19 protein-coding genes are annotated in these 26,429 nt (G+C 45.6%); 7 read left to right on the top strand and 12 right to left on the bottom strand.

What is annotated here, in order from left to right; genetic code table 11:
• Positions 1–21: 21 nt before the first annotated feature.
• Both KI655_RS05540 and KI655_RS05535 read left to right on the top strand, forming a co-directional pair.
• The gene (locus tag KI655_RS05540; RefSeq protein WP_285402511.1) at positions 22–888 is read left to right on the top strand and encodes a MalM family protein; all 867 of its coding nucleotides are present in this window, start codon (positions 22–24) and stop codon (positions 886–888) included.
• Between the two features lie 62 nt (positions 889–950).
• A complete protein-coding gene (locus KI655_RS05535) occupies positions 951–1,790 on the top strand; it encodes an alpha/beta hydrolase (RefSeq protein WP_285402509.1) in 840 nt (279 codons plus the stop codon).
• 58 nt (positions 1,791–1,848) lie between these two features.
• Here the strand turns inward: KI655_RS05535 and KI655_RS05530 are convergent, their stop codons facing one another.
• The 3 genes from KI655_RS05530 to KI655_RS05520 form a co-directional block, all read right to left on the bottom strand.
• Complete coding sequence (locus KI655_RS05530; RefSeq protein WP_285402507.1) at positions 1,849–4,626, bottom strand: amylo-alpha-1,6-glucosidase; 2,778 nt, start codon at positions 4,624–4,626, stop codon at positions 1,849–1,851.
• Positions 4,627–4,704: 78 nt separating this feature from the next.
• The gene (gene malE, locus KI655_RS05525; protein ID WP_150896795.1) at positions 4,705–5,883 is read right to left on the bottom strand and encodes a maltose/maltodextrin ABC transporter substrate-binding protein MalE; all 1,179 of its coding nucleotides are present in this window, start codon (positions 5,881–5,883) and stop codon (positions 4,705–4,707) included.
• Positions 5,884–6,250: 367 nt separating this feature from the next.
• Positions 6,251–7,882, bottom strand: coding sequence for an alpha-glucosidase (locus KI655_RS05520; protein WP_285402504.1), 1,632 nt, complete (start codon positions 7,880–7,882; stop codon positions 6,251–6,253).
• Between the two features lie 195 nt (positions 7,883–8,077).
• On the opposite strand from KI655_RS05520, the gene KI655_RS05515 reads away from it, so the two are divergent.
• Entirely contained in the window at positions 8,078–8,992 is a 915-nt protein-coding gene (locus tag KI655_RS05515; RefSeq protein ID WP_285402502.1) for a LysR family transcriptional regulator, read from the top strand.
• Positions 8,993–9,104: 112 nt separating this feature from the next.
• On the opposite strand, the gene pulA is transcribed toward KI655_RS05515, so the two are convergent.
• Positions 9,105–13,523: a pullulanase-type alpha-1,6-glucosidase gene (gene pulA, locus KI655_RS05510; RefSeq protein WP_285402500.1), complete on the bottom strand. Its 4,419-nt coding sequence runs from the start codon at positions 13,521–13,523 to the stop codon at positions 9,105–9,107.
• Positions 13,524–13,857: 334 nt separating this feature from the next.
• Complete coding sequence (locus KI655_RS05505; protein WP_285402499.1) at positions 13,858–15,627, bottom strand: alpha-amylase family protein; 1,770 nt, start codon at positions 15,625–15,627, stop codon at positions 13,858–13,860.
• 200 nt (positions 15,628–15,827) lie between these two features.
• On the opposite strand from KI655_RS05505, the gene KI655_RS05500 reads away from it, so the two are divergent.
• Entirely contained in the window at positions 15,828–16,160 is a 333-nt protein-coding gene (locus KI655_RS05500) for a DUF1294 domain-containing protein (RefSeq protein ID WP_285402820.1), read from the top strand.
• 24 nt (positions 16,161–16,184) lie between these two features.
• Here KI655_RS05500 and KI655_RS05495 read toward each other — a convergent pair whose 3' ends face one another.
• Positions 16,185–16,769: a LysE family translocator gene (locus KI655_RS05495; RefSeq protein WP_285402497.1), complete on the bottom strand. Its 585-nt coding sequence runs from the start codon at positions 16,767–16,769 to the stop codon at positions 16,185–16,187.
• Positions 16,770–16,897: 128 nt separating this feature from the next.
• Here KI655_RS05495 and KI655_RS05490 point away from each other — a divergent pair, with 128 nt between their 5' ends.
• The 3 genes from KI655_RS05490 to KI655_RS05480 all read left to right on the top strand — a co-directional run bounded on the left by KI655_RS05490 (position 16,898) and on the right by KI655_RS05480 (position 20,049).
• Positions 16,898–17,338 carry an Lrp/AsnC family transcriptional regulator gene (locus KI655_RS05490; protein WP_032550543.1) on the top strand — a complete coding sequence of 147 codons (441 nt, stop codon included), beginning with the start codon at positions 16,898–16,900 and terminating at the stop codon, positions 17,336–17,338.
• 27 nt (positions 17,339–17,365) lie between these two features.
• Positions 17,366–18,298 (top strand): LysR family transcriptional regulator, encoded by a 933-nt coding sequence (locus KI655_RS05485; protein WP_285402495.1) that lies wholly within the window; start codon positions 17,366–17,368, stop codon positions 18,296–18,298.
• 569 nt (positions 18,299–18,867) lie between these two features.
• Complete coding sequence (locus KI655_RS05480) at positions 18,868–20,049, top strand: tetratricopeptide repeat protein (protein ID WP_285402818.1); 1,182 nt, start codon at positions 18,868–18,870, stop codon at positions 20,047–20,049.
• Between the two features lie 79 nt (positions 20,050–20,128).
• Here KI655_RS05480 and sstT read toward each other — a convergent pair whose 3' ends face one another.
• The 6 genes from sstT to KI655_RS05450 form a co-directional block, all read right to left on the bottom strand.
• Positions 20,129–21,349, bottom strand: coding sequence for a serine/threonine transporter SstT (gene sstT / locus KI655_RS05475; protein WP_032550540.1), 1,221 nt, complete (start codon positions 21,347–21,349; stop codon positions 20,129–20,131).
• Positions 21,350–21,732: 383 nt separating this feature from the next.
• Positions 21,733–22,800, bottom strand: a complete 1,068-nt coding sequence (gene rsgA, locus KI655_RS05470) for a ribosome small subunit-dependent GTPase A (protein WP_285402492.1) — start codon at positions 22,798–22,800, stop codon at positions 21,733–21,735.
• 452 nt (positions 22,801–23,252) lie between these two features.
• On the bottom strand, positions 23,253–23,708 hold the full coding sequence (locus KI655_RS05465; RefSeq protein ID WP_285402490.1) for a copper chaperone PCu(A)C: 456 nt from the start codon (positions 23,706–23,708) through the stop codon (positions 23,253–23,255).
• 57 nt (positions 23,709–23,765) lie between these two features.
• On the bottom strand, positions 23,766–24,356 hold the full coding sequence (locus KI655_RS05460) for an SCO family protein (protein WP_285402488.1): 591 nt from the start codon (positions 24,354–24,356) through the stop codon (positions 23,766–23,768).
• A complete protein-coding gene (locus tag KI655_RS05455; RefSeq protein WP_285402487.1) occupies positions 24,353–24,790 on the bottom strand; it encodes a hypothetical protein in 438 nt (145 codons plus the stop codon). The genes KI655_RS05460 and KI655_RS05455 overlap by 4 nt, the downstream gene beginning before the upstream one ends.
• Positions 24,791–25,007: 217 nt before the next feature.
• A complete protein-coding gene (locus KI655_RS05450; RefSeq protein ID WP_285402485.1) occupies positions 25,008–25,928 on the bottom strand; it encodes a DUF368 domain-containing protein in 921 nt (306 codons plus the stop codon).
• Positions 25,929–26,429 lie beyond the last annotated feature (501 nt).

The raw sequence follows: 26,429 nt of genomic DNA, 5'->3' as shown, positions 1-26,429 counted from the left end.
CCAATAGTGAGAGAGATTACAATGACAAATAAAAGCTCCATGTTAGCCGTTTTACTAGGTGCCTTACTAAGCGGTTGTGCTTCAGATGCTCAAGTACAAACACAATTAACGCCCCCAACCAATGCAGAAGTATGCTGTAGCGATTTTTCGCAATTTCCATACGCCCAACTTAACGACAATGAAGATTTAAAATTTGATATCGACTTAGGCTCGCCTGTCGGTACCTTTACAACAGGCAACAGCCACTTTGCGGCCTTTAAATTTAGCGATCGCTCTGCAGAGATGCTAGTGACGCTTTCTAGCCTGATGATTGATGACTCGGTGTTTGCACCAGAAGCGATTCTGCTGGATGAGAACTTTCAGCCAGTGAAAACACTGAAGTTTGAAGATTTCAAAATCCAAGCATCAGATGCTTTTACCCGTACGAGCTACGTAGAGCGCCTCCGCATTGATGCTAGCAAGACCCCATTTATGGTTATTTACACTCCAGCAGATCAATTAGGTAAAGCTATTCAGGTTGATCACCCAGCGAAAGTGCGCGCCAAAGAGTTTGGTGAAGTGATGCCTATGGTGACTGACCCTGTTTATACAAACCAGCTTGGTGGTCGCTTGGAGTTAGAAATTGAGACGCTCAAACTTCGCCCTTACCGTGCCCAACCTGTTGTTGCACCAGCAGCGGTAGCCGCAGCACCAGCTGTTGCTGAAGCGAAGAAGCCGGCCACGAAAATCCGTGTGCAACAAGAGACTCAAGATTTCTACATCTCTGCCATTCAAAACGCAGTGAAATCTGGCGACGTGCCAAAAGCACTCAGCCTACTAGATGAAGCTAAAGCACTGAACGTTGAAGGGGCTCAAGAGGCCTTTGTACGAGCAGTCAACGCTAAGTAATTGAACAATGATAGCGCCTAATATAGGCGCTATTTTTCTATCTAGAGTTAACGGTTTTTGCAATGACACAAACAGAACAAGATGACCTGCTGCTGATTGAGGCGTTTCCGATGCCTCAATTAAAGCGCACTCGTACCCTACGAATTTACCTCCCTTACGATTACGCTACATCCAACAAGCACTACCCCGTGCTCTACATGCACGATGGCCAAAATGTGTTTGATGAGCTTACTGCAACTTACGGTATGTGTTGGCAAGCAAAGACCACCTTGGATGAGATGCAGAAGCAAGGCGAAACAGATGGCATCATCTTAGTCGCGATCGACAGCAGTGATGAGCTCGATAAAATGGGACGATACAATGAGTATTCGCCTTGGAAAGCGACGAGTCAGATCAGTGAGTTTGGTATTCCAGACGCGCTTTGCGATTTTGGTGGTGAAGGGGATGATTACGTCGACTTTATCGTTGATACGTTAAAGCCATATATTGATCGTAATTACCGAACCCTGCCGCAACGCAATTCCACTTATTTAGCGGGCAGTTCAATGGGTGGATTGATCAGTTTGTATGGCGGTGGCAAGCACCAGCATGCATTCGGTGCGCTTGGGGTGTTTTCACCTGCGTTTTGGTTTAATCACAGTGAATATTTCAATTATGCCTCTGGTTTGGAGTTTGAGCTTCCTGTTAAGATCTATATGGATATGGGAACTAATGAAAAACGAGAAGATACCAGCGTAGATTTTGCTCAGGTATATTTAGATGGTTCTCGCTCTATGAACGATCTTTTATTAAGTAAAGACAATGTCTCTCTTGTTTATATCGAGGGTGAGGGGCATGAACATAATGAAATCGCTTGGGCGAAACGCTTCCCCGATTTTATTCGATTTATTATGAATCATTAGAAAAAAGCCTGAACAATATATTCTGATAGATTTTTTGTTCAGGCTTTTTTATTTTCTATTAGTCTTTCGCTACTGCGAATTCCTGCTTTTCCCTTTTATTACGCAAGTAATCCTGATTCAGAATACTATTGTGGGCAATTGCAATATCAGGCTGCGCAAACTCAAGTCCTTCTAACAGTGTATAATTTGGATGATTATGGCTAGTTACTACGGCCTTGGAAGTGTTTGTTGTCACTTCTCCGCTCTCTTGATTGACTATTATCTCTAAATCAATCGCAAGGGGCGCACGAACTTCTACGTATTGGCTGTTACTAACATCTAAGGCTAAAACCAGCTCGATATCAGACATCGCTTCAGACTCTTCACTCGATGTAAGGGTATAACGAGCGATTTCATTATCCGATGAATAACGTAATACTATTTGCTTGTTGTCTCCATACGGTAGGGATGCGTTAAATTGCGTCCACAGCTGAGGTAGCTTCGGCGCAATATTAATGCGGTTTTCGAGCAGTTGAGGGCGGTAACCTAAGTAGTCTTGCTGAGCGTTTCTCGCGTATTCCGATACTGACCAAGCCTGTGCGAAGGTGCCAGACTCAACCAATTTGTTATTGTCGTGTTGGTAGGCATCTAAGTTTTCGCTCATGGTGCCACGACATCCTTGATTAAGGATCTGCTTGGCAAGGTTCTTAGACAGTTGATAACTGAAGTCTTGCTGCTTGTATCGAGTTAAAGCCGTAACCGTAAAGCCCGCATTCCAACCCCAGATCGTTCCATTATGGTAGGCCGCATCTTTATGATATTGGCTTTGATTGTCGTGATATGGGTGGAAGTCGATATGCTCTTGTTGCAGAGAACAAATGCCCCAAGGGAACAGTAATTTATCGACTGAATTTTTGACGATATATTGCTCAATGTCGGGTGTTGTCAGAGACTCTTGTTGCGGAATCGATATTGTCATCAATTGATTAGGTCTGACACTGTAGTCTGGTTTATCGCCTTCTGCTAAGTGATCCGCTAAGCATTGCTTCTCTGGATTCCAAAACTGACTAATGAAGCTTTCTTTTACTTGCGCTGCTCGCGTTTGCCACTGCTGTTTGCTTTCATCATCACCAACAAGATCAGCTAAAGCCATCGCACAATGAAGGCTTTCGAACCAGAGTGCTTGAATATCATTGGCTTTTGGCCCTCTTGGTGACCACGGAATCGCACCGTCGATTTTGGCATCCATCCAAGTATCAGGGTGTCGGTGGCTCATTAGCCCATCTTGCGCAAGGTAGTGCTTTTCTACGCCTGATATAAAGCGTTTTAAAGCTGGGTAGATGGCTTTAGCAAAGGCCTCATCTCCCGAGTAGTTGATGTATTCCAGCGCTTCGCGAATCATCCATGGTGTGCCGTCTGTGGTGTTATAGATGATGTTGGTTTTACTGGTGACTCGGTTTGGAATGCGGCCAAAGTTAACCGAAGATTCGTCGGTCATTTGCATTGCTGCGAAGTTCTCAATAATGGCCTTCGCTTCTTCAAAGAATCCATTAACCAGGCTGGTTCCAGATAGCGCGATAAAGGTATCTCGTCCCCAGCAGTCTTTAAACCAAGGTAAGCCGGCCCATATGCCAGTACCGAACTCATGGCTCACAAAGGTGCGGCTAGCTAAACGCGCCCACATTACCGCTTTGTTGTACTCAACGTCGTTGGTCCACAAGTAGTTGTTACATAGGAACTGGTAAATCGCTTGCTGGTGGCCAACTAATGCACCTTTCTCTGCAGCGTAATCTGCCATGGATTCAGCTTCTTGTCGCTGATGTGCAAAGCTTATGTACAGCGCCAGTTCTGTCTGCTCTTCTTTGGTTGAGAACAGCAGGTTGATGTTGTTTGAAGAGAGCTGCATAGGCTCAGCGATAGAATGGACTTGCTCTGAAGAAAGCTCTTCAACTTGTACGGCGTGATTGGCTATGAGTGAAACAAACTTAGGGCACCCTTCAGGACAAACCTGGTCATCGAGCTCTAGGATGATGTGGTTAGAAGACTGGTGAACCTGCACGTAATGGCTTGGAATATTGAGTTCAGGCAGTAGGTTTAATGTCTGCTCAGTATCGCTCTTAACGGAAATTGCGACCTGTCTTTTCTCTTGCATCAAGCTCAAGCAGTCTTGGCTCGATGGATAGTGATGCTCAAGCCCATAAGGCATCAAACACGCTTGTTTTGCTTGGGTTTTGTCATTGATAACGCGATTGATGAAGCTTGCAAACCCACCAAACAACCAACCTTGATGATGGCGATATTTGCCGCTGTTGATGAAGGTGTGCGTGGTACCGTGGTAGTAGCCATCAACGTTGTCGCCGAACACGAAAGTAAACGGCGTTGTTTCGGTGATCGCAAGCTGGGCAAAAAGATCGTTCGCCTCTAAAGCGAAGCTAGGCTTTCTCCACTCTGGTTGCTCGGCCTCGATTGCCTCTAATGCAATATCGACAGGTGGCCTCTGTGTCACAGCTTTTGATTGCTGTTCACCTTGCTCTATAGCCATGGCTGGTGTGTCAGATGCAAGGTCAATGGTCACTGTGTAGTGGCCTGCGGCTTGAGGTGTGAAGAGTAGGTCGTTACCAATGCCTTGAGTGTTAACCAGTGGTAACACGTTTTCTAGAGCACATTCTACGGCTTTGGTTGGGTGGCCTGATAACGTCCATTGCTTGGTGCCATCGAGATCGGAGATCTTAAAGCGGTATTGGTCGGTTGAAAGGCATAAGGTGGCTTGCAGTGTATGACTGTTGATTGCTGTAAGTGGGGTATCGAGTCCCCAGCCATTAAACGTACCTTTGAGGTAGAGTGTTGGGATTTGCATAGGATGAAGGTTCCAAAACAAAAAAAGGCACAGCAAACTGCTGTGCCAAAGGACATAGGATATTAATTATGGAATGGTTTACTTAGTAATTTGTTTTGCGGCAGTGTCTAGCGCTTCGCGCACGGTTTGCTTGCCTTGCATTGCGTTATCAATTGCAGCACCCTCAGCGAACCAGTAAGCGGTCATTTGTGGGATGTTTGGCATGATTTCGCCGTTTTCTGCGTTAGTCATTGTTGACTTGATGCGCTCATCACTCTCAAGAATCTTCTGGAATGATTTCAGTGTTACCGCACCAAGAGGCTTGTCATCGTTCATGATTTTTAGCGCGTCGTCTTGGAATAGGTAGTTTTCTAAGAACTCAACAGCTAGATCCGTATTTGGGCTCGAAGCGTTGATACCCGCACTTAGGATACCTACGAATGGGTTACCTTTACCGCCGTTCAATGTTGGCAGTTCAGCAACACCGTAGTTTACGCCTAGCTTATCTAGGTTACCCCAAGACCAAGGACCATTGATGGTCATTGCTACTTCACCTTTAGTGAATTCCGCTTCAGATACAGAGTAATCCATGTTTGGATCAACAACACCTTGGTCAACCATGTCGACTAGGAACTGTAGGCCGCGAACGCCAGCTGCGTTGTTCACACCTGTGCTTTTTGCGTTGTAACCTGTCGCTGTTTTCTCAAATGCGAATGCACCACCCGCTGAGATCATCGGCCATGTGAAGTAAGCGTTTTTCACGTCCCACATGATCGCTTTCTTGTTCTGCTTCGCCATCTCTTTTTGAATGTCAGCTAGCTCTTCCCAAGTTTTTGGTGGCGTAGGCAGTAAGTCTTTGTTGTAGATAAGAGAAGGTGCTTCGATTGCCAGTGGGTAACCAACAACTTTGCCGTTTACTGTTACTGCATCCCAGCTGAAGTCTACAAGTTTTTCTTTAAATTCTTTGCTTGGGTTTAGTTCATGAAGCAGGCCAGCTTCCGCGTAACCACCAAAACGGTCGTGTGCCCAGAAGATGATGTCAGGGCCGCCGCCTGTTGCAGCATGCTGTTGGAATTTCGCTTCTAGAGAATCTGGGTATTGAACCTTGATTGCAACGCCTGTGTCTTCTTCAAACTGCTTACCGATTTCAGCAAGGCCAGCGTAGCTCTTATCGCCATTAATCCAGATAGTGATTTCGCCTTCTTCCATCGCAATAGCAGGAGCATTGCATAGAGCAGCAAGGGTACAAATTGAAAGTGTTTTTAATAGAGGTTTCATAGTCTTGTTCCATATTAAGAAGGTTATCCGTAACGGGAAACGCTTCTACCAGTTCTTATTATCTGCTGAAAATAATATCGACTAATTTAGCCTTTGAGAAATAGGTAAACGCACCTTTGATATAGTAAAAAGCTATAGCAATGCCGATATAGTGCTGTTTTACAGGCTATCGCCATAGTTTTGTGAAGTGGCGCGTATAGAGAAATGTGAAGGCGGGCTCAAACTATTTTGGGGTGTTGAAAACCATCCAAAACTAAGCGCTAGGTTGCTTAGGCTAAGATGTGAAATGTTGGATAGAATCGATGGCTTTGGGCAATAAAAAAGGCAAGGAGAACCTTGCCTTTGGTGTGTTGAATTTAACGTATGATTACAGTTTTACAGCAAATGATTCATACGGTGCCAGTTCAAGCTTAGCTGACAGTTCAGTGATCGTTTGATAGTTATTGATGAGACAATCAAGCGTCTGAGTTTGGTATTGTTCAGGCATATCCAGTGTCAGGTTGTCGTTTGAGAAGTTACAAACCACAAACAGTTTTTCGCCATCCAGTTCTCTCACGTACGCAAACACTTGGTCATGCTCTTCAAAGACCGGAGTGAATGAACCATAAACGATTGCAGGGTGTGCTTTGCGCAGCTCAATCAGTTTTTGATAGTGGAAGAATATTGAGTTTGGATCGCTCAGTGCACTCTCTACGTTAATCTCTGGGAAATTCGGGTTCAGTTCGATCCAAGGCGTACCTTCTGTAAATCCACCATTAGGTTTGTTGTCCCAATGCATAGGCGTTCTAGCGTTGTCACGGCTGTTCTCGTGAATCGCGCCCATCATGTGTTCATGGGTTACGCCCGCTTCTGTTTTTACTTTGTAGAAGTTGTGAGTCTCGATGTCTTTGTATTGTTCTAACGTATCGAAAGCAACGTTGGTCATGCCGATCTCTTCACCTTGGTAGATGTAAGGTGTCCCTTTTAGGAAGTGCAGACACGTCGCGAGCATTTTCGCTGATTCAACGCGATACTTTTTGTCGTCACCATACTTAGAGACTAAGCGCGGCAAGTCGTGGTTGTTCCAAAATAGCGAGTTCCAGCCATCGTCAGCCAGTTCTACCTGCCACTTGGTGAGTACGTTCTTGAATTCACGCAGATCTAGCGGGATTGGATTCCACTTATCGCCATTTTCCCAGGTCAGGGTAATGTGCTCGAATTGGAATACCATCGAAAGCTCATCACGATCTTGGGCGCTGTATAGCTTAGCGATTTCAGGCGTTGCGCCCCAAGTTTCACCAACCGTTAGCAGATCTTTATTACCAAAGGTCGCTTGGTTCATCTGTTTTAGTAATGAGTGCAAACGTGGGCCATTACCTGTAATGCCTTTATCGATCTCTTTGCCGATAAGGTCAATCACATCAAGACGGAAACCACCAATACCTAAATCAATCCACCAGTTCATCATCTGGTGGACTTCTTCTTGTACTTTCGGGTTTTCCCAGTTTAGGTCAGGCTGACGTTTTGAGAATAAGTGGAAGTAGTACTGTTCCGTTTGCTCGTCCCATTGCCATGCGCTGCCACCAAAAATAGATTGCTGATCATCCGGTGCGCTGCCATCTGGTTTTGCGTCACGCCAGATGTAGTAATCGCGGTATGGATTATCTTTTGAAGAGCGTGCCTGTTCGAACCAACGATGTTCATCTGATGTGTGGTTGACCACAAGATCCATCACGATCTTGATATCGCGCTTTTTGGCTTCATCCATCAAACGTTTCATGTCTTCCATGCTACCGAACTCTTCGGCTATCGCTTGGTAGTCTGAAATGTCATAGCCGTTATCATCCATTGGAGATTGATAAACTGGCGACAACCAGATGACATTGATGCCCAGTAGTTTTAGATAGTCGAGTTTGCTAATGATGCCGTTTAGGTCACCGATACCGTCATTGTTAGAGTCTAGAAAGCTGCGAGGGTAGATTTGGTAGACTACCGCGTCATGCCACCATTTTTGTTCCATTGTACGATCTCACTTATTCATTTCACTTTCGCCACTATAGAGATTTCGTCTCTCTCTGGGAAATAGCGAGAATGGTGCTCTCTATAGAAAAATCCTATATCATTGTGGTTTGAGGCGGGATCCAGTCTTAGCTGTCTAAAACTGTTGAAATTCTAACCTTACATTTTGTGATCCGATGCAAACTAAGAGAATACGATGAATAAGCTCTACCGATACTTTTTGATGGTTGCGCATACAGGCAGTATTAAAGGTGCTGCTGAAAAGCTCAATATCAGTCAGCCATCATTGACCGCTGCGATTAAGAAACTTGAGAACGATATTGGCGTGCCGATTTTTGTTCGTAAGTCGAAAGGTGTCGAGCTCACTGAGTATGGCTTACTCTTTCGTGAACATGCTCAAGAGCAACAAGAGAAGCATCTCTCTTTAATGCATCGTTTTACCGATATGCAGCAGCGTCAACTGGGTAAGTTGAAGTTGGGTACGGGTGAAGCTTGGTGGGAACAGTTTGTTCGTGATGCGGTAGCAACCTACAAAGAGCGAGAGCCTTCGGGATCACTTCATCTGGAGTTCGGTAACAATCTCTCTTTGATGCATCACTTGGTACAAGGCGATATCGATCTGTTTGTTGGCCACGAAATCTACGGTTTGCATGAGCGATGTAAAGTGACCTTTTATCCGCTGTTTAGAGATAAAGAAGCGATGTTTGTGAGGGCTGAACACCCTTTATTGACACGGAAAAAGTTATCGACTGAGGTGTTGATGACTGAGGCCGAGGCTTATCCGATCTTGCGGGTTACGCCAGATCACTCGCGTCACAACTCGGTATTGAGTGATCATGTAAACTCTCAAATCATGACCAAAGAGAGCGAACACCTGGGCCGAGATATCTACGATGTGGACTCTCTATCTGCCAGCATCGATCTGTTGAAAATGACCGATGCGGTTATGCCATATAGTCACACCATGTGCCAGTGGATGGGAGAGCAGGGTGTTGAGACACTTTTGGTGAACAGTGAACGTTTGGGGAATGTTGGGCTTTACGCAAAGCAGGGCGTGAAGGATAAAAAGATCGAGGCCTTTATCGAGATTCTTCAGCAACACTCTTATTAGTGTGCCCTAATTTCTGCGAGCTTGAATTTTCTGCGATCTTACGTTTTTAAACGAGTTGAAAAAGAAAACGCTGACCTGAGTCAGCGTTTTTTTGTAGGCGTTGAACAAGCGATTACTCAGTCGCTGCGATATTAACCTGTTTAGAGATGATATCGAATGTCACTGTGTAAGTGCCTTCGCTTGCAGGCGTAAAGGCTAGGTTGCCACCATTGTCAGTAACGGCAAGTGAACCTTCAGCAACCACGACATCACTGTAGCCATGCTCACACTGTCCCCAATCTCCACAAGTAAACTTGAATTGGAACTCTTGGTTCGCAGCCAGCTCTGCAGTGGTGAAGCTCACCATAGTGGCGTCTTGCGCATTTGTAGTCATCTTCTGTGCATCGTCGTGACCCCAGTTACCTGAGATTGTGCCTGGGATGTACCAAGTTTTGTCTTTGTAGCTTTCAGCAAGCTTAGCTTCAACAATTACTGGGTTTTCCGCATCAGAAGCGTCCAATGAGAACTCATACATACCCATTTCAGTGAAGTTTGAAGGACAGTTCTCACCGCCGCAGCTAATTTGAGAGTCCCAATCACCATGCGTGAACTTGTAACCAGTGTCAGAAGCCAAGCCTAACTCGATAGTGTACAAACCGCTGTTGGTGTAAGGCACTTCAATCGCTGCTGGATCCCAGCTAGCTTGCTCGAAGCCGCCTGCAATGTAGACCTTAGTTTTACCAAACGGTGGTAAGTCTGCTTTCTTCTCCGCAACTGGTAGACCTAGGCCACGTTCAGAACCTCGTGGTTGAACGAAGACTGCAGTAGACCAAGCTGGTACTGAGAACTTGCCTTCAGTGAAGGATGCATTTCCAGCAATACCGTTGTCTTGATGCGCAGCACTCAATTCAAAGTCAGACAGAACAATTGGCTTGCTCTCGTGGTCAACGAAATCACCGACTGTTTGCGTCTCTGGCGTTGCATTGATGATAACGACAACAGCATCAACTGAGCTGTCGATATCCGCGGTTTGGGTACTGCCGTTATCGATGGTCATTGCGATCACACCGGTCGTTTGACCTTTACCCGTATTACGGAAATCAACACGATTGATGATCTCTTGTGCGCTTGGAAGCGTCATTAGATCTGAGGCAGAACGAAGCATCAACAACTCTTTGTAGTTATTGTACATGCGCTCCATGTGTTCAGCTTGAGGCTGAGAGTTTAGATCCGCAGTTGCACGAGCGATTTGGTCGTAGTTATCCGCATCCTTATCTTTTGCTGGCAGACCTTTGTTCCAGTTACTGTCGGTAAGAGTGAAATCAACGAGGTTGTACCAATCGCCGTAGTCGTACGAGTCACGTTGCATCGATTTTGAACGCAGCAGCTCACCACCCATGTGGTTGAACGGCATCGCTTGACCTAGTAGTACAGTAGACATACCAATGGTCTGCATTTGAACACGCACATCTACGCTAGCATCTTCCGATACCTTGTACATGTTGATGTCCCAGAATGTTTGGTTATCGTGTTTTGATACGTAGTTCTGTACTTCCCATGGTTGCTCTGCGTAACCCGCTTCTTGGCCGTTGTAGTCAATGGATGAACCTACTTGGGTGTTGCCTTCGAAGTCGACCATCTTGAAGTCTTTCAGGTTACCCGCCATGCCCAAACGAGTCAGGTCGATTTGGTGTAGCGCGCGTTCCAGCTCGACGTCAGAAACATTACCTTCATCATCGGCCATTAGTTCATTTGGCAGTGTTGCTGCGCCCGTTGCGAAGCCTTGAGTCTTACGAATCGCTTCACCACCATCGAATGGGCTACCGCCTCGAACAGCATCTCTGAGTCGGTCCGAGAAAGAACCGATGCCTGTGCCACCTAGGTTAGGTTGTGTTGCTTGTGTAAAGCGACGGTTGTTTTCAACTTCACCAAAGTTCCAACCTTCACCGTAGAAGTACACCTCTGGATTGACTTCACGAGCTGCAGCGAGCGTTTGTTGCATTTGAGATAGAGGGTGGTGGCCCATCAAGTCCCAACGGAATGCATCAATCTTGTACGCTTCTACCCAAGTTTGAATGGAATCGTCGATCAGCTTGGCGAACATCGCGTGCTCTGGTGCGGTGTTTTCACAACAAGTTGAAGTCTCGACCATACCTGAATCTGGAACCAGACGTTGGTAATATAGCGGTACAACTTTGTCGAGTACCGACTTGTCGTTCATGCCAGATGCGTTAGTGTGGTTGTAAACAACATCGACGACCACATTCATGCCGACATCTTGCTTAACCGATTTCACCATTTCACGGAATTCAAGAATACGGGTTGTGCCTTCTGCATCAGTTGCGTAAGAGCCTTCTGGCACCGTGTAATGGAATGGGTCATAACCCCAGTTATACGAATCGACTGAACGTACGTATTCATTTAGCCCTTCGACGACGGCGTTGTCTTTGCTGTCTGTCGCTTTGAGCTCTTCAAAGGCTTCGGCGATGGTGCCACCACTTGAACAGTAATCACTGTAGCGGCTGTCGTTCTTAATTGATTCATTCAAAGAACAAAGCTTGCTGAACGGCTCATCGATATCCGCGACTTGGTCTGGATCTTCGTTGATGGTTGCGATGTCAAACACTGGCATTAAGTGTAGGTGGGTCATGCCCGCTTCACTAAGCTCTTTGAGGTGGTTCACAGGTACTGAGTTTTGCTCGGTAAAGGCAAGGTATTTGCCCTTGTTTTCCGTGCTTTGATCGCGTGCTGAGAAGTCGCGTACGTGTGACTCGTAGATCACCATATTTGCAAGATCGCCATTTTCTGGATCTTGTGAGTGTGGTGCGTCTAGTCCATCCCAACCTGCTGGTTTCAACTCGTCTGAATCTAGGTCCACAGCTTGGCTGTAGAAGGAGTTCATAGATAGGCTGACAGAGTATGGGTCTGTCACTTCGTAGCTGTAACCCTTCTGCTCTCTTGGTTGGAAGACCTTCATCGCATAACGGTAGAACTTGCTATCGACTGAATCAGTTTCGACTTCAACACTCCAACTACCCGTTGCGCTGTCTTCTTGCATGGTGTGGCGAGAAGCTTCTGATTTGTCACTGTTGTAGACAACCAACTCAACCTCAGATGCCGTAGGTGCCCATAGGCGGAATGTCACCCCGCCATCACCATAGATAGGGCCGTATTCAAGATCTGTTGCTGCTTCTGCAAAGATTGCGTCCAGTGCACCTGCATATTGCACCGCGGTTGAAGAGCGAAGCTGAGCTGGTTCATCGTCTGTGCCATCGGATGAAGCAAGCGCGACTAAGCTACCTTTCATCAGTGAACTTAGAGATAGCTCTTCTGGTAGGTCAGGAAGTTCGAAGGTTGGGTAATCCGCTAGGTGTGGGAACTTCGCTTTCTGCGCGTCTGTGAGTGTTGTGCTTGAAAGTACAATGGAGGCACCGCTCACAACGCCATCATCTGAGACTTGGTACTCACCATTTGAGCTGAACATGATCTGAACTTGATCCGCATCTTTACCTGCGTTCCAAACTAAGGTTTTGTCATCAATCAGAATCGCGCCTACGCTATCAATCGTGAACTCAGAAGATGGACCTCCTACCGCAAAGGCTTCGCTACGGGTAGCGTAAGAGGTTGAGCTTCCAGACATGTAAGTGACGGCTGGGTTAGTCGCTTGCCCAGAAATGTCGATGACGAGGTCCGCACCAATCAGCTTGTCTTTGTTGGCATTACGGAAGATAAGATTGAAACATTGGCTTGCGTCGTCAGTGACCGGAACATACCAAACTGGGCCGAACTCGTCTGAATCATCTGGTGTGACACTGGTGTCTTCCCAGTCATCATTGAAATAGCTTGGATCGCCAGCTGCACACTTTGCATCGTTCCAGATGTGCAGGTTAAGGTTGCCGTAACCGTCTTTGTCTGCGCCTTCTTCTTTCTTATCGCCTAGAGGATCATAAAGGTGAACGGCGAAGTGATTAGCTGGTGGAGCAGGCAACTCACCCGGCGCTTTAGCTTCCGGAAGTTTTACATCGGTGCCTGTTTGATCAAGCCCGTAGCCTTTGAGCATTGTGTCTTGACGTGAGCCAGTCACTTTTTCACCATTGTGAGTGACGCCCACATTGCTACCAGCGTCAGAGGCATCTATATTGACCGACGCTTGATCTGTCGTACCATCGGTGATCTTGCAGCTTCCAGTTGCTTCGCTAGCGGCAACCAACCACGTTGGACCAAACTGATCCGACGAAGTCGGTGCAAAAGACTTGTCCCCACACACTAACGTCCATTGGCTGAAATCTGTGGTGGTATTCGACATGCGTGCAACGGTTGAAGTGGTATCGGCGATGTAACTTAGCGCCACTTCATTGGCACTTGGTGTTGGCGCTGCGGCTGGCAGATCAACGTTCGGTGCAAGTTCTACTTCACCCGGTACAGAGGTGCCCGGTGTTGGAGCGGTGTAACTGTTGTCGTTGTCATCTCCACAGGCACTTAGTGCACTTGCAGCAAGGATTGGCAGCATTGCTTTTGCAAGGGTAGAGAGTTTAAAGTTTTTTGTATTCACGAGTTATATCCATATTAGTTTTATTCTCGATGAATATCGTAATGTTGAATATGGTGATCTATTTGTGAGCCTTATATACAAAGTTATTTAAAATTCGGAAATTAAGAATTATTAGTGACAGAATCACATTTTGTATTAGGTCAATCGATAATTAATTGGATCAATAACACATATAATTAACGATTGTTTTAAAAAGGCGTAGAGGGGAGGATGAGTAAATAGGATGAGAACTCAGCCTAATTATTGTGAGATTAACAGTGCTTTATTCACCACTTAATTATAATCAAAAAAAAAGAGCCGATTGGCTCTTTTATATTATTTGTTCATTATGACATTATTTAGTTTCTAATACCCACGCTAATGCGGCTAATGGCTGCAACTCACAGCTGAAATAACCGATTCCGTTGTCAACGGTAAGCGATTGGTTTGGTAATCCCTCGATTTTCTCTTCCAACACATAGACACCATCGACTAGGCCCATAGCTGAGATATGCGCTTCAGGGATGGTCACTTTAATGGTGTCTTGACCTTGAGTCGCAAAGCTACTGGTCGCAATAATCAACTCTTTGGCGTCATAACGCATGAACGCATGACTGGTGTTGGAAACCTCGCTGCTCGCCATGAGGTCAACGTATTCGCCTGTTAAGGAAGAGTGTTCTAAGGTGAAGTTCATGATGCGTTTATAGAAGTTACGCAGTGCCATCTCACTCTCGTTCAGAAGACCACCATCGAACTTGCCGTGGTTCATCCATTTTTGGTGCTGTGGTACACCGATGTAATCAAAGATTGACGTGCGTGATGGCTGACCAAAGCCTGCGTTTTCGGCTCCCGCTTCACCGACCTCTTGACCAAAATAGAGCATGGTTGGAGAGCTACTGATCAAAGCACTTACTAACATTGCAGGTCTTGCCATGTCAGGGTTTCCAGCAAACTCAGGCGACGCGACACGTTGTTCATCGTGATTGTCTAAGAAGTGCAGCATGTGATGTTCAATGTCCTGCATCTTGCCTTGAATTTCAGGAATGATCGCAGTGGAGGCTTTGCCCTGCATGATCTCTTTTAGGCCATCATAGAGATCGACTTTATCGTAGAGGTAATCCATCTTACCGAGACGAATGTAATCGCGGTAGAGATCCGGTTGATAGACCTCTGCCATTAGGAAGGCATCGGACTTGCGCATCTTAATGGATGAGTTCAAGTAGCTCCAAAACTCAACGGGCACCATCTCAGCCATGTCGTAGCGGAAACCATCCACACCTTTAGCGATCCAGTACAGAGCGATATCACGGAACTTAACCCAAGAGCTTGGCACATCAAATTGCTGCCAGAAGTGATAATGCTCGACATAGTCTTTATTTTCATAGCCTTTAGGTAGTTCAGGGAAGTCTTTGCTGCCATCTGGTTTAATGCCGTAATTGATCTTGACGGTTTCATACCAGTCATCGAAGTTAGGTTTAGCCAGACGTGAACCGTTTCCGGTCCATTTGGCAGGCTTTTCAACGAACGGCTTTTCTAGGCTAGGGTGTGCTTCTCCACCGAGTGGTGTAAATGCGGGGTCTATATCAGGCAGCTCAAACTGAGAATCTGGGATGTAATAGAAGTTATTCTCTCTGTGATACTCGACACTGGTATCGTCACTGGCACCGAAGTCTTCAACACCCGCTGGGTTGTGGCTACCGCGATACTGACGTGCGACGTGGTTTGGCACAATATCAATGATAACTTGCAACCCGTTATCGTGACTGCGCTTAATAAGAGCCTCAAACTCTTCGACGCGTTGTTCTGGGTTATCCGCTAGGTCTGGGTTTACTGAGTAGTAGTCTTTAACTGCATAAGGAGAGCCAGCTCGCCCTTTGACTACGCTTGGGTGATCTTGGGTAATGCCCACTTCTTGGTAGTCATTGATCACAGCGTGGTGTGGAACACCGGTATACCAGATGTGGGTGATGCCTAGGTCTCTGATTTCAGAGAGCGCTTTGTCGGTAAAATCACTGAATTTACCAACGCCATTCTCTTCAATTGTGCCCCAAGGTTTGTTGTTGGTATTTTGGTTGCCAAACAAACGTGTAAAGACTTGATAGATGGTATGTTTTTTATTGTACATGGTTATAATTCCTTAACTTCCATCATGTTATGTAGGGATGAGGCGAGTAGGCTAACGCAAACAACAGACCAATTACTCATCCTTTAGTTAAGAATTCAGGGCGTAGTTTTTCAGCTTCGTGAGCTGCTGCGCAAAAGGGGATAACCTTGTCATCATCATTGAAAATTGTATTCACTTATCTCTTTATCGTCGGCTTGTCGATGTGGTTTTATCCAAGCTCTAGCGTGATGTTGGCGTTGTATTTGATCGTGAGTGTCATCACCTACTTGGCTTACGCTAAAGATAAGCGAGCGGCAATCAAAGGGGAGTGGCGAGTACCAGAGAAAACGCTGCATTTATTGGCACTGTTGGGTGGTTGGTTAGGGGCTTTGATTGCTCAGCAGCAGCTTCGACATAAGACTCAGAAGCAGCCATTTAAAGCTGTGTTCTTTATGTGTGTCGGGCTGAACATCTTAGCCTTTGTCTGGACGTTAACACCTCATGGACAAGCTATTGTGGCATTGCCGCATGAGATGCTTTCTAGTTGGCTATAAACGGGTTCGTATTATCGAGTGTGCTTAGATCATTGGTACGGTTGAAACCAACAGTAACAATGCCATTGCGTAGTTAAAGCCTTTGATACGCAGTGGCGTGGTCAGCCAGTGTTGCAGTTGCTTTCCTGCTGCCGTCCAAAAGGTGACTGATGGAAGGTTAGCAAGGGTAAAGATGGCCGCGATGATCGCCAATTCAATCCAAGAGCTGCCCGTGCTATAAACTGAAATCGCTGTTAATGCCATTGACCAGCCTTTTGGGTTTACCCATTGGAAGCTCGCAGCTGCCAGAAATGACATCGGCTTGTATCTCTCCTTCTCTTCTGCTTTACCGCTTGTCGCAATCTTAATCGCTAAATAAACGAGATAAGCCAAGCTCAGATATTTCAACACTTGATGAATAATAGGGAAGCTGTGGAACAAGCCCATCAGGCCAAAGCCGACCAATAGCAGCATAACGGCAAAGCCGAGCGTGATCCCAAGCATGTGTGGAATGGTCTTAGTGAAGCCTACATTTGCACCCGAAGTCATCAACATGATGTTGTTTGGGCCAGGTGTAAAGGTCGAGACAAACGCAAATAACGCGAGTGCGGTAAGTTGTTCAAAAGGCATGGCGTTGTTCCTAAATAGTAAAAATTACAGTTGTGTCTGACCGGTCACGATTCATACTAAGTGGAAAGTCGGGCAATTATGTGCTTTTATTCGAGTTAAATTCATTAATTGCACAATTAAATTCACCTATGGATAGATTTGACGAAAGGATATTGCTTGAGCTTAAAGCGGACGGCAGAGTCTCCAATATTGAGCTCTCAGAGCGCATCGGTTTGTCTCCATCTGCAACGTTGCGTCGCGTACAGGAATTAGAGAAACAAGGTGTCATTCAGGGCTATCGCGCCGTACTCGATAACACCTTAATGGGCGTTGGTTTTATCGCGTATGTTTCAATTGGCTTATCCAGTCACAGTAAAGCCGCTCAGCAAGAGTTTGAAGATCATGTGAGCTTGGAAAAAGAGGTGGTTGAATGCCACAACATTACTGGTGCGAACGAGTACTTGTTGAGGGTCGAAACCCAAGATTTGCCCAGCTATAAAAAGTTTCATGCGGATGTGTTGGGTGAGTGCCCTCAAGTACAATCCATCACAACCATGGTGGTGATGGATACGCCGAAAGATGAACGATAACCGAATCTATTTTCTAAAGAGAGTCATGTGTTAAATACCAACCAATTACTCCTGTTCCTCGATGTGGTTCAGCAGGGATCTTTTACCAAAGCGGCAACGCTTCATGACATGGATAATTCGTCTTTGTCTAAGCAGATCAAGCGCTTGGAAGCTGACCTTGGTGTTCAGCTGCTCAATCGGTCTACTCGATCGTTTTCACTGACGTCGGCGGGTGAGGAGATCTTGGCTCAAGCAAGAGTGCTACAAGATACCTTGAGTCAAATACAAGGCATTGCAGACTCTTATCAATCAGAGCCTAAAGGGGTGCTACGCATTACCTCACCGATCTATTTTGGCCAGCAGTATCTGCAGCCTATCGTGACTCAATTTATGCGTCGCTATCCCGATGTTCAGATCGTGCTCTCACTGGACGATAAGATTGCGAATATCATTGCGGGTAAAATCGATATCGCCTTCCGTTTCAGTAAGTTGGTTGAATCAAACCTTATCGCCAAGAAGATAGCAGATAGTCACTTTATGCTGGTGGCATCGCACGATTTTATCGCTGAGCATGGTGAGCCACAAACCCCGCAAGATTTGTTAGCGTTGCCAGCAATCATTTACACCAATGGTGATATGACGCTCGATCAACTTCGGATCAGTGAGCAGCCAAATGGCGACACCTATCAAGTGCTGTCACTGCAAGGTAACTATAAGGTGAGTGATGTCCGTACTATCGTCTCGGGCGTGAGTGACGGATTAGGTTATGGCTTGATGGATCAATCGAACCTACATGCACCAATGAAAGATCTCGGACTCGTTCAGTTGTTGCCTGAGTATCGTATATCAACTGAAGAAACAGCTATTTATGCCGTGTATCCACATCGAAAGCAGACAAAGTTGGTAAAAGAGTTCATTAGCTGCGTCCAAGACTATATCGGCTCACCGACCATTTGGGAAAGAATGCAAAGCGAAAAATAACGTAGAGCGCGAAATAATGTAGAACGATAAGTTTGAGCGGTTTGAGACGTTGGTTTCAAGCCGCTTTTTTGTTTTTGGTGGTTATGATGGGTTTTTGGTGCCCTGATTTACAATGTAAAACTGGTCGGAAAAAGGCTCAATTGAGGTCAATCACCACAAACTAATAGGCTGCAAAGTTACGGTGTCACTCTGGGTGTGGGGTTTACCTATCGAAACTAGCAGATTTCCGACAAACGAAACGATAGCGCAGTAACACTTTGGTGATGATAAATAGGGAATCACCACCGAAGTGGGTATGATAACAACACAGGTTGCGGTGATGATTTGATCTCCAAAACGGGAATTGACCTTCTCCATATTGATAATGGAATCAATATCACACCGGCTAACAGTATTTCATTCTGAGTTCATTGGTTTCGCTTCTTATGGCACATGATTCCTGAGATACTAAACTCATTAGGGCTAATGAACAGATTGCGTTCTACGGTCATTCAATCATCATTTATCGCCTAGTATCGTTCCCGTTAAACACTAGTCGAATAGCAAACAGTTGAGACGTTATGAGCACAATGGGCATCGCTATCGGTGCAACCGCACTTTCTCTGATTCTGGTCGTCATTTGGTTGATCTCATTATCGTTGAGAAAGCAGCGCCTAGAGCAAGAGCGCAAGGCAAGAGAGGTCGCTTATCGTAAGGCGATCGAAAAGGCGCGCCTGCAAGAGAAGAAAGACCGCCTGTTTAAAGCAGAAACTGGTCATATACCTTCGATTCTTTATCTTGCTAAAGAAGCCGAGCGAAGCAACATTAAAGAGGCTTTGTACTGGTATGAAAAGGCTGCTCAACAAGACAACGTCAATGGTATGTACGGTATTGTTCGGTTGAGTATGAAGCGCAAAGAAGACTTGATTCTGAAAGAGCAAGCCAACTTCTGGCAATTAGCGATTGCTGCGCTAGATAACGACTCCGACGCTAAGTTCAACATGGGGCAAGCCTTGATCCACGGCCGTGGCACCACTAAAAATATACCGAAAGGCTATGCTCTGATTGAGGAAGCAGCCACCAGTGGCCACACCGAAGCGATGTTGTTTATGGGCGACTGGTGCCTTGATAAAGACAACTCTGATTACTCGCCAGAGAACGCGGTCGAGTGGTTTCGAATGGCGGCAGATAAGCACGATCTCAACGGGAAAATTAAGTTGGGTCTGAGTTACTTGAGCGGCTTAGGTGTGGAGAAAAACCACGGCCAAGGCTGTTATTGGTTAGAGAGAGCGGCAGAAAAGAACAATACCGAAGCCATGTTCCATGCGGGTGAAGCGTGGATTGATCACGGTGAGCACGGCAATGCTATCGCTTACATCTGGCTGTTTTTATCTGCGCACTTTGGCTATGAACCTGCAAAGGCGCTTCGCGACAAAGTCGGAGGGAACCTTGGCGTTGACTCGATCGTGGGCTTGCAGGCACTAACCAAGCCTATTATGACTAAGCTGTCCCAAGAAGCGGTAACCAAGCACTCGGTTATCAAGGCGCTTAATAAGCTTTATAAACGTAAAGTGCCGGTGCCGAAGAAAACAGAAGAGGGGCTTGAGGTGATGCCGGAAGAGGTGACAGAAGAGCTAACGCCAGAGCAGAGTCGAGCAGAAGTGAGTGATTACACACAAGTTCCATTTGATGCGTCAACTAATAAGCAAAGTGATGGTGCCGCTGGGCTCGATTTCAGTCAGTCGACGGTTCAACCTAATTGGAAGAGCTAACAGACAGAAGCGTTGATATATACCGCACAAATAAAAAGGGGTAGCCATTGGCTACCCCTTTCTCTATCTGAATTTCAGATTATGCGTCTGATTTTTGTTGCTCAGCTTTACAAACGGCAGCGGTGAATACTACGTCAGTTGAGCTGTTAAGTGCTGTTTCAGCTGAATCTTGAATCACACCGATGATGAAGCCTACCGCGACAACTTGCATTGCTACGTCGTTCGAGATACCGAATAGGCCACATGCTAGTGGGATAAGTAGTAGAGAACCACCTGCAACACCAGAAGCACCACATGCAGATACAGCAGCAACAAGGCTAAGAAGGATTGCTGTGAAGATATCGATTTGGATACCCATAGTGTGCACTGCAGCGAGTGTTAGAACAGTAATCGTGATTGCTGCGCCAGCCATGTTGATGGTTGCGCCTAGTGGGATAGATACAGAGTAAGTATCTTCGTCTAGGTTAAGCTTCTTACATAGGTTCATGTTTACAGGTATGTTTGCTGCACTTGAACGTGTGAAGAATGCCGTTACACCAGATTCACGTAGACATTGAAGAACCAGTGGGTAAGGGTTCTGCTTAGTCTTAACAAATACGATGATTGGGTTAATAACCAGTGCGATGATCAGCATAGAGCTTAGTAGTACAGCCAGTAGTTGACCGTAGCTTGCTAGCGCTTCGAAGCCGGTTGTCGCAAATGTTGCAGATACTAGACCGAAGATACCGAAAGGCGCTAGACGAATAATGAAGCGAACAATGTGTGAAACACTGTGGCTTAGATCTTCGAATACCGCTTTGGTTGTTGCTGAAGCGTGGTGTAGAGCAAGGCCTAGACCGATCGCCCATGCAAGGATACCGATGTAGTTTGCGTTCATCAGTGCATTGACAGGGTTATCAACCAATTTGAATAGCAGTGTTTGTAGAACTTCTGTGATGCCTTGAGGAGGGTTTGCGCCTTCTGCACCGGCAACCAGAGTTAGAGTCGTTGGGAACATGAAGCTCAGAACAACAGCCGTTAGTGCAGCTGAGAAAGTACCAATCAAGTAAAGCACGATGATTGGACGCATGTGGGTATGCTGACCTTTCTTTTGGTTAGCGATAGAAGCAGCAACAAGAATGAATACTAAAATTGGGGCTACAGCTTTTAACGCACCTACGAACAGACTACCTAGTAGACCTGCATCTTGGGCCGCCGAAGGCGAGAACATGGCGAGAACGACACCGAATACAATTCCAGCAAGGATCTGTAGAACAAGATTTCCACGAGCGATGCGGGCGAACATGTTGTGATTTTGCATAAATTACCTGCAATTGTTAACTTATTATAGTGATATTTCTTTTATAAAATGGAACCATTTCGAACTATACACTAGTCGAATGGGCGGTCATATTAGCTTGATTAGACTCAGTGTCTAGGATTAGTTTCATTTTGGTGTGATTGTTTGCGCTGTGTGGGTGTTTTGGCTCTAATTGTTAAAGTTATGTATGCAAGATAAGATATAAATCTTTACAACTATGGATATGTAGTTGAAGTATCTGTGGTTGGGATTGGCAAGGAATGGTTATGCAAACTATGTATGCAGAATTGATATCTTGGATATAAAAATGCTGCCGAGCGACCTCTCACCGGCAGCATAGGTTGCTTTATCTTTTTTCGCTATTTAATGACTAAGTATGCATATCAATCATCGAACTGTTTTCGATGACGGCTTTCATTCTGCACACTGCGATACATCTTAGTTAGCTGCTTAAAGCTCGCTCGTTTCTGTGCCAACGTCGCGCTATTTCTCGCTTGCTCACGGAGCAGTTTCTGGTAGTTGTTAAACCTACGCTCACTTAACTCGCCACTTACCAATGCTCGTTGAATCGCGCATCCCGGTTCAGATTGATGTTGGCAATCTGAGAAGCGACAATTCGTAGCAAACTCTTCGATGTCGGCAAAGGTTTCACTGACACCTTCGGCACACTCAGAAAGTTGCAGCTCTCGCATTCCTGGAGTATCAATCAGCAAACCACCGTCTTTCAGCAAATGAAGTGAACGTGATGTGGTCGTGTGTCGACCTTTACTGTCGTCTTCACGAATCCCGCTCGTCGCTTGTGCTTGCTCTGCCATCAAAGAGTTGACGATGGTCGACTTACCTACACCTGATGAGCCCATCAAAGCGACAGTTGTACCAGATTTGCACCAAGGTGCTAAAACCTGAACCGAGTCCAAATCAAGGCCGTTGACGGTTTCAATCATGAGTAATGGATCTAGGCTCTGAACCTGGCTTACTTTGGTCTCTGAGTCATCACATAAGTCTTTTTTGGTTAAGACGATGACAGGTTCCACTTTCGCTTCATTAGCCAATGCTAAGTAACGCTCAATGCGGCTTAGATTGAAATCGTGATTCAAGGATACGACGATGAACACGGTCGTAACGTTGGCCGAGATCAGTTGCTCTGCTACTCGAGTGCCTGAAGCCTTGCGACTGAACAGAGACTGTCGCTCTAGTAATCGTTCGAATTGTTGATTAGGTTTGAGTATCACCCAGTCGCCAATCGTCATTGCGGGTAGGGCATGGTGAATCGCGAGATGGATTTCTCCTTGCTCCGAAGCAAGCGTATAACCGCTTCGGTGATGCGCGATCACTCGTGCTGCGAAATTTTCTTGCTCGTAATCTTCAAGTGTTAGCTGTTGTTGAAAAATAGGTTTCCATCCAAGTTGCGAGAGTGAAATTGGATCGGAAAATACGTTTTTAGAATTCATTGCTATACCTCGACATACAATCCGCGACTGTTGGGCGTAATTGCGATGTCAAAAAATGAGAATATGGGTCGAATTCAATAGATAGGACCCCGGGTTTTGTGCTTATCTGCAGCGCAAACCGGGTAAAAGAAGGTTATGTCAGATTCTTCAGCCAAGTGTGAGTGGTGTTTACACTGTGCTGGATAACAAGTTACAGATGCTTTGTTGTAACTTATTGGTCGTAAGGGAAAGTAAGTTGTTATTGCCTTACGAGTAGTACGCTTCTTTTACTACGGGCGCTAGTGGGTTCATTACAATCATGGACGTTCTCCTTGGTGAGTTATTGAAAGTAGTGAGTATAACGCAATGTCATCTCACTCGACTCTAAATTGCTTGGCGACTCTAACAAAAAACCATGACAACTAGAAGCTGTCATGGTCAATTATTATGCGAAATTGAACTCAAACTCTAGCTTAATGATGAGAGTGATCCATTTTCTTCATACCACTCATCACTTTTTTGACAGGAACTTCGACAGTTTGGGCGTCGCCGTTCGCGTAGTTGAGGGTCAGAGTGATGCTTTGGCCTTCTTCAAGATGAGCCGCTAAATCAAATAACATGATGTGTAAGCTACCCGGTTTGAGTTCTGTGCTGCCGTGCGCTGGGATTTGAATATGTTCCACCTGACGCATTTTCATGACCTCACCTTCCATGATGACATCATGAAGTTCTACTTTCCCAGCTGCTGGTGTCGAGGCAGAGACAAGCGTGCGAGTTGCATCGCTGTGATTCATCAGAGTGGTAAAAACAGCGCTATTCACAGCGGAGGGGGGCATTGCGCGTGCGTAGGCGTCATGAATCATCACGTCACTTGCTTGAGTAACACCAGAGAACAGCATACCTGCTAATGCGAGGGCTTTTAGTTTCATTAATTCTTGGTTCCCTAAACAATCTATTTGAATCGTGTTAACGGTTATAACTAGGCGCTATAGCTTTTTGATTGCATCAACAATCGGTGCTGGCGTAAGTGTATGCGGAACCTTAGTAATCAAGGTGCCATCAGGCTTCAAAAAGTAGAAGTAAGAGCTGTGATCAAGCGTGTACTTAAGCTCGGAGCCTTCTAGTTCTGACTTACGGAAAATTACGCCATAGTTATGAGCCAATGCTGTTGTGATATCAAGAGGACCGCTTAATCCTTCCATATTCGGATGGAAGTACTGTGCGTATTCATAAGATGCTTCTGCGGCATCACGCTCTGGGTCTAAAGAGATAAACATTGGGCGCACGCTTGCTACCTCATCTTCAGAAAGCTGATTCAGAGCGCCAGCCAACATAGCTAGTGACGTCGGGCAAACGTCTGGGCAGCGTGTGAAGCCAAAGTACACAATGCGCACTCGAGAATCATTTTCGTCGAAGATCTCAACGGGTTGGTTATCTTTACCAAACAGAGTGGTGGCCGAGATCTGTTGCTCTTTCTCTAATTGCATCTGAGCTTTACTCTGTTCATCAAGGTAGGTTTTGATCCCGAACCCGAGTACGAACGCAACGACTAATGCGAGTGACCAGTTTTTACTCATCTTTCCATCCTTATTGCTGGGTGTACCGTATTATTGCCGTCGGTTAATTCACCGAGCCATGTCATCTTATCCATGGTACACACAGGTAAAATGACGTCACCTTGGAATGTATTCCCTTCGGTGCGCTGTAATTGAAATCTCGCCGTACCCATCTCCATTTCTAAACCACTGAGTGATAATTGAAGTTGGTCAGAACTGGTGTCATCCCAAGTGACGGTCAGAGTAGCAGGAACCAGAGGTTGAGCCGTATCGTGCTCAAACACCATGGTGACCGAGTCTTGAGCGCACTCTTGTGTACTCAACATACAGTACTGACTGATGTCTTGCTCTGTTTGAGTGTCTAGCGCGTGATTAACTTGCTCGAGTAGTTGTGGGCCAAAGAAGCCGGCAAGCAGGGCGGCGCTTACCATCGCAACCTTAAGTGCTGGGTGCATAGGGGCTCTCATCATTCCTTATATTGAGGAGGCGATGTTATCACAAAGCTCATTACGTGCTTGTATCAAAAAACAATTTTGTGCGGAGGGTAGAAGCTTTGTTGTGGTGATTAAGCTGCGTAGGAGATATCTAATTTTTGTACAAACCAGATACAAAAAAGCGAAGCTGCTTGCTTCGCTTTTGGTGTTCTTCTATTAATTTCTGGCTACTGGTCTGTTAATGACCGTTTCGCTCTGCGAATTTCTCTAGGCCAAGTACCAATAGAATCGCTGCCATCATCATGATGACCGCTAGAACCAACTGTGATGGCTGAGATGTAATAGATTCAAATTCAAATGGAGAAAGATTCTCTTGAATCAATGGCACTTGCTCACCCTTAGAGTTAGTGCGCCAGCTGACGGTCTCTTTCCAAGGCCAGATTTTTGGCAGGGTGCCAATCATCAAACCGGTTAGGAACACTAAAGTGACGTCTCTAAATGAACGCAGTAGCCAAGAAAGAACGTGAGAGAAGCTTAAAAGACCAATCACACATCCAGAAAGAAACAGCAGTAGGATGTCAATTTGAAAGCCCTTTACTGCCGCAAGAACTGGGGTGTACATGCCGATAAGCAATAGAATGAAACTGCCGGAGATACCTGGAAGGATCATCGCACAGATTGCAATCGCCCCTGCCAGCATCACATTGAGGCTGGTCGGTTCCATATGTAGTGGTTTAAGTACAGTAATGCTGTAGGCAAATGCGATTCCCAGCAGTAAAAACAGACCACGTATTGCATCACGCTTCTCAACTTGTTTGAGAATGTGGAACACAGAGACCAAGATAAGACCGAAGAAGAAAGACCATAATGGCACAGGGTGCGCGACGAGAAGCCATGAGATCAGTTTTGCTAAAGTTGCGATACTTGTGAATACGCCACCAAACAGAGCAATCAGGAAAAAGCCATTGATATGATTGAATGCAGCCTTAAAGCCTTCGCGCTTCCAAATACCTAAAACGCTAGGGTTGATTCGACGAATGCTTTCTAAAAGCGTGTCATAAATGCCGGTGATAAAAGCAATGGTGCCACCAGATACGCCAGGTACAACGTCCGCTGCGCCCATCGCCATGCCTTTAAAAAAAGTACTTAAGTAGTTCATTTGTCTCTGAGAGTTAAAAATGGTTTGCAGCAGTATACAAACTTTGGTGTAAAAAAAGTATGAATATGCAATCAAGAAACTGCACTTTCATTATCCTGTCATTGGCTGACGTTAAAATCTCTCATCTAAGTACGAGTTTCGAATTGAACGATAACTGCTGCAACTCAGATTGATTCTCAAATTAAGTCTGCCAAATGAAATTGATTTCCTATTCATATTGCGGTTTGTTGCATTTTGCAATTGCATTTTGCATTGTGAGAGTCATTTCGAGGGTTCTTTTTGCGATATCACCCCAAAAAACCATGGTTTTAAAGTTGGCACGCATTCTGCTTATTACTAAGTGACCCTTCTTAAGCCGAGGGTCACCTAGCCAACTGACGTTGTTAGTGAACAAAAATCAGGTTCACTAAAAAATCCTCATGAGCAGGGTCTATTTGTATTACTTCTCTAGCTTAGTGAAGTAATCAAACAGCACTGGTACATCGTTCTGACCTAGACCTG

Source organism: Vibrio sp. D404a (assembly GCF_030248535.1).
Taxonomy (GTDB): domain Bacteria; phylum Pseudomonadota; class Gammaproteobacteria; order Enterobacterales; family Vibrionaceae; genus Vibrio.
This window is presented reverse-complemented; position numbering and strand designations above follow the sequence as displayed.

Coding starts and splice junctions, on each gene's coding strand:
- KI655_RS05540 (WP_285402511.1), top strand. CDS start 22: ATGACAAATAAAAGCTCCATGTTAGCCGTTTTACTAGGTGCCTTACTA.
- KI655_RS05535 (WP_285402509.1), top strand. CDS start 951: ATGACACAAACAGAACAAGATGACCTGCTGCTGATTGAGGCGTTTCCG.
- KI655_RS05530 (WP_285402507.1), bottom strand. CDS start 4,626: ATGCAAATCCCAACACTCTACCTCAAAGGTACGTTTAATGGCTGGGGA.
- malE (WP_150896795.1), bottom strand. CDS start 5,883: ATGAAACCTCTATTAAAAACACTTTCAATTTGTACCCTTGCTGCTCTA.
- KI655_RS05520 (WP_285402504.1), bottom strand. CDS start 7,882: ATGGAACAAAAATGGTGGCATGACGCGGTAGTCTACCAAATCTACCCT.
- KI655_RS05515 (WP_285402502.1), top strand. CDS start 8,078: ATGAATAAGCTCTACCGATACTTTTTGATGGTTGCGCATACAGGCAGT.
- KI655_RS05505 (WP_285402499.1), bottom strand. CDS start 15,627: ATGTACAATAAAAAACATACCATCTATCAAGTCTTTACACGTTTGTTT.
- KI655_RS05500 (WP_285402820.1), top strand. CDS start 15,828: ATGTGGTTTTATCCAAGCTCTAGCGTGATGTTGGCGTTGTATTTGATC.
- KI655_RS05495 (WP_285402497.1), bottom strand. CDS start 16,769: ATGCCTTTTGAACAACTTACCGCACTCGCGTTATTTGCGTTTGTCTCG.
- KI655_RS05490 (WP_032550543.1), top strand. CDS start 16,898: ATGGATAGATTTGACGAAAGGATATTGCTTGAGCTTAAAGCGGACGGC.
- KI655_RS05480 (WP_285402818.1), top strand. CDS start 18,868: ATGGGCATCGCTATCGGTGCAACCGCACTTTCTCTGATTCTGGTCGTC.
- sstT (WP_032550540.1), bottom strand. CDS start 21,349: ATGCAAAATCACAACATGTTCGCCCGCATCGCTCGTGGAAATCTTGTT.
- rsgA (WP_285402492.1), bottom strand. CDS start 22,800: ATGAATTCTAAAAACGTATTTTCCGATCCAATTTCACTCTCGCAACTT.
- KI655_RS05465 (WP_285402490.1), bottom strand. CDS start 23,708: ATGAAACTAAAAGCCCTCGCATTAGCAGGTATGCTGTTCTCTGGTGTT.
- KI655_RS05460 (WP_285402488.1), bottom strand. CDS start 24,356: ATGAGTAAAAACTGGTCACTCGCATTAGTCGTTGCGTTCGTACTCGGG.
- KI655_RS05455 (WP_285402487.1), bottom strand. CDS start 24,790: ATGCACCCAGCACTTAAGGTTGCGATGGTAAGCGCCGCCCTGCTTGCC.
- KI655_RS05450 (WP_285402485.1), bottom strand. CDS start 25,928: ATGAACTACTTAAGTACTTTTTTTAAAGGCATGGCGATGGGCGCAGCG.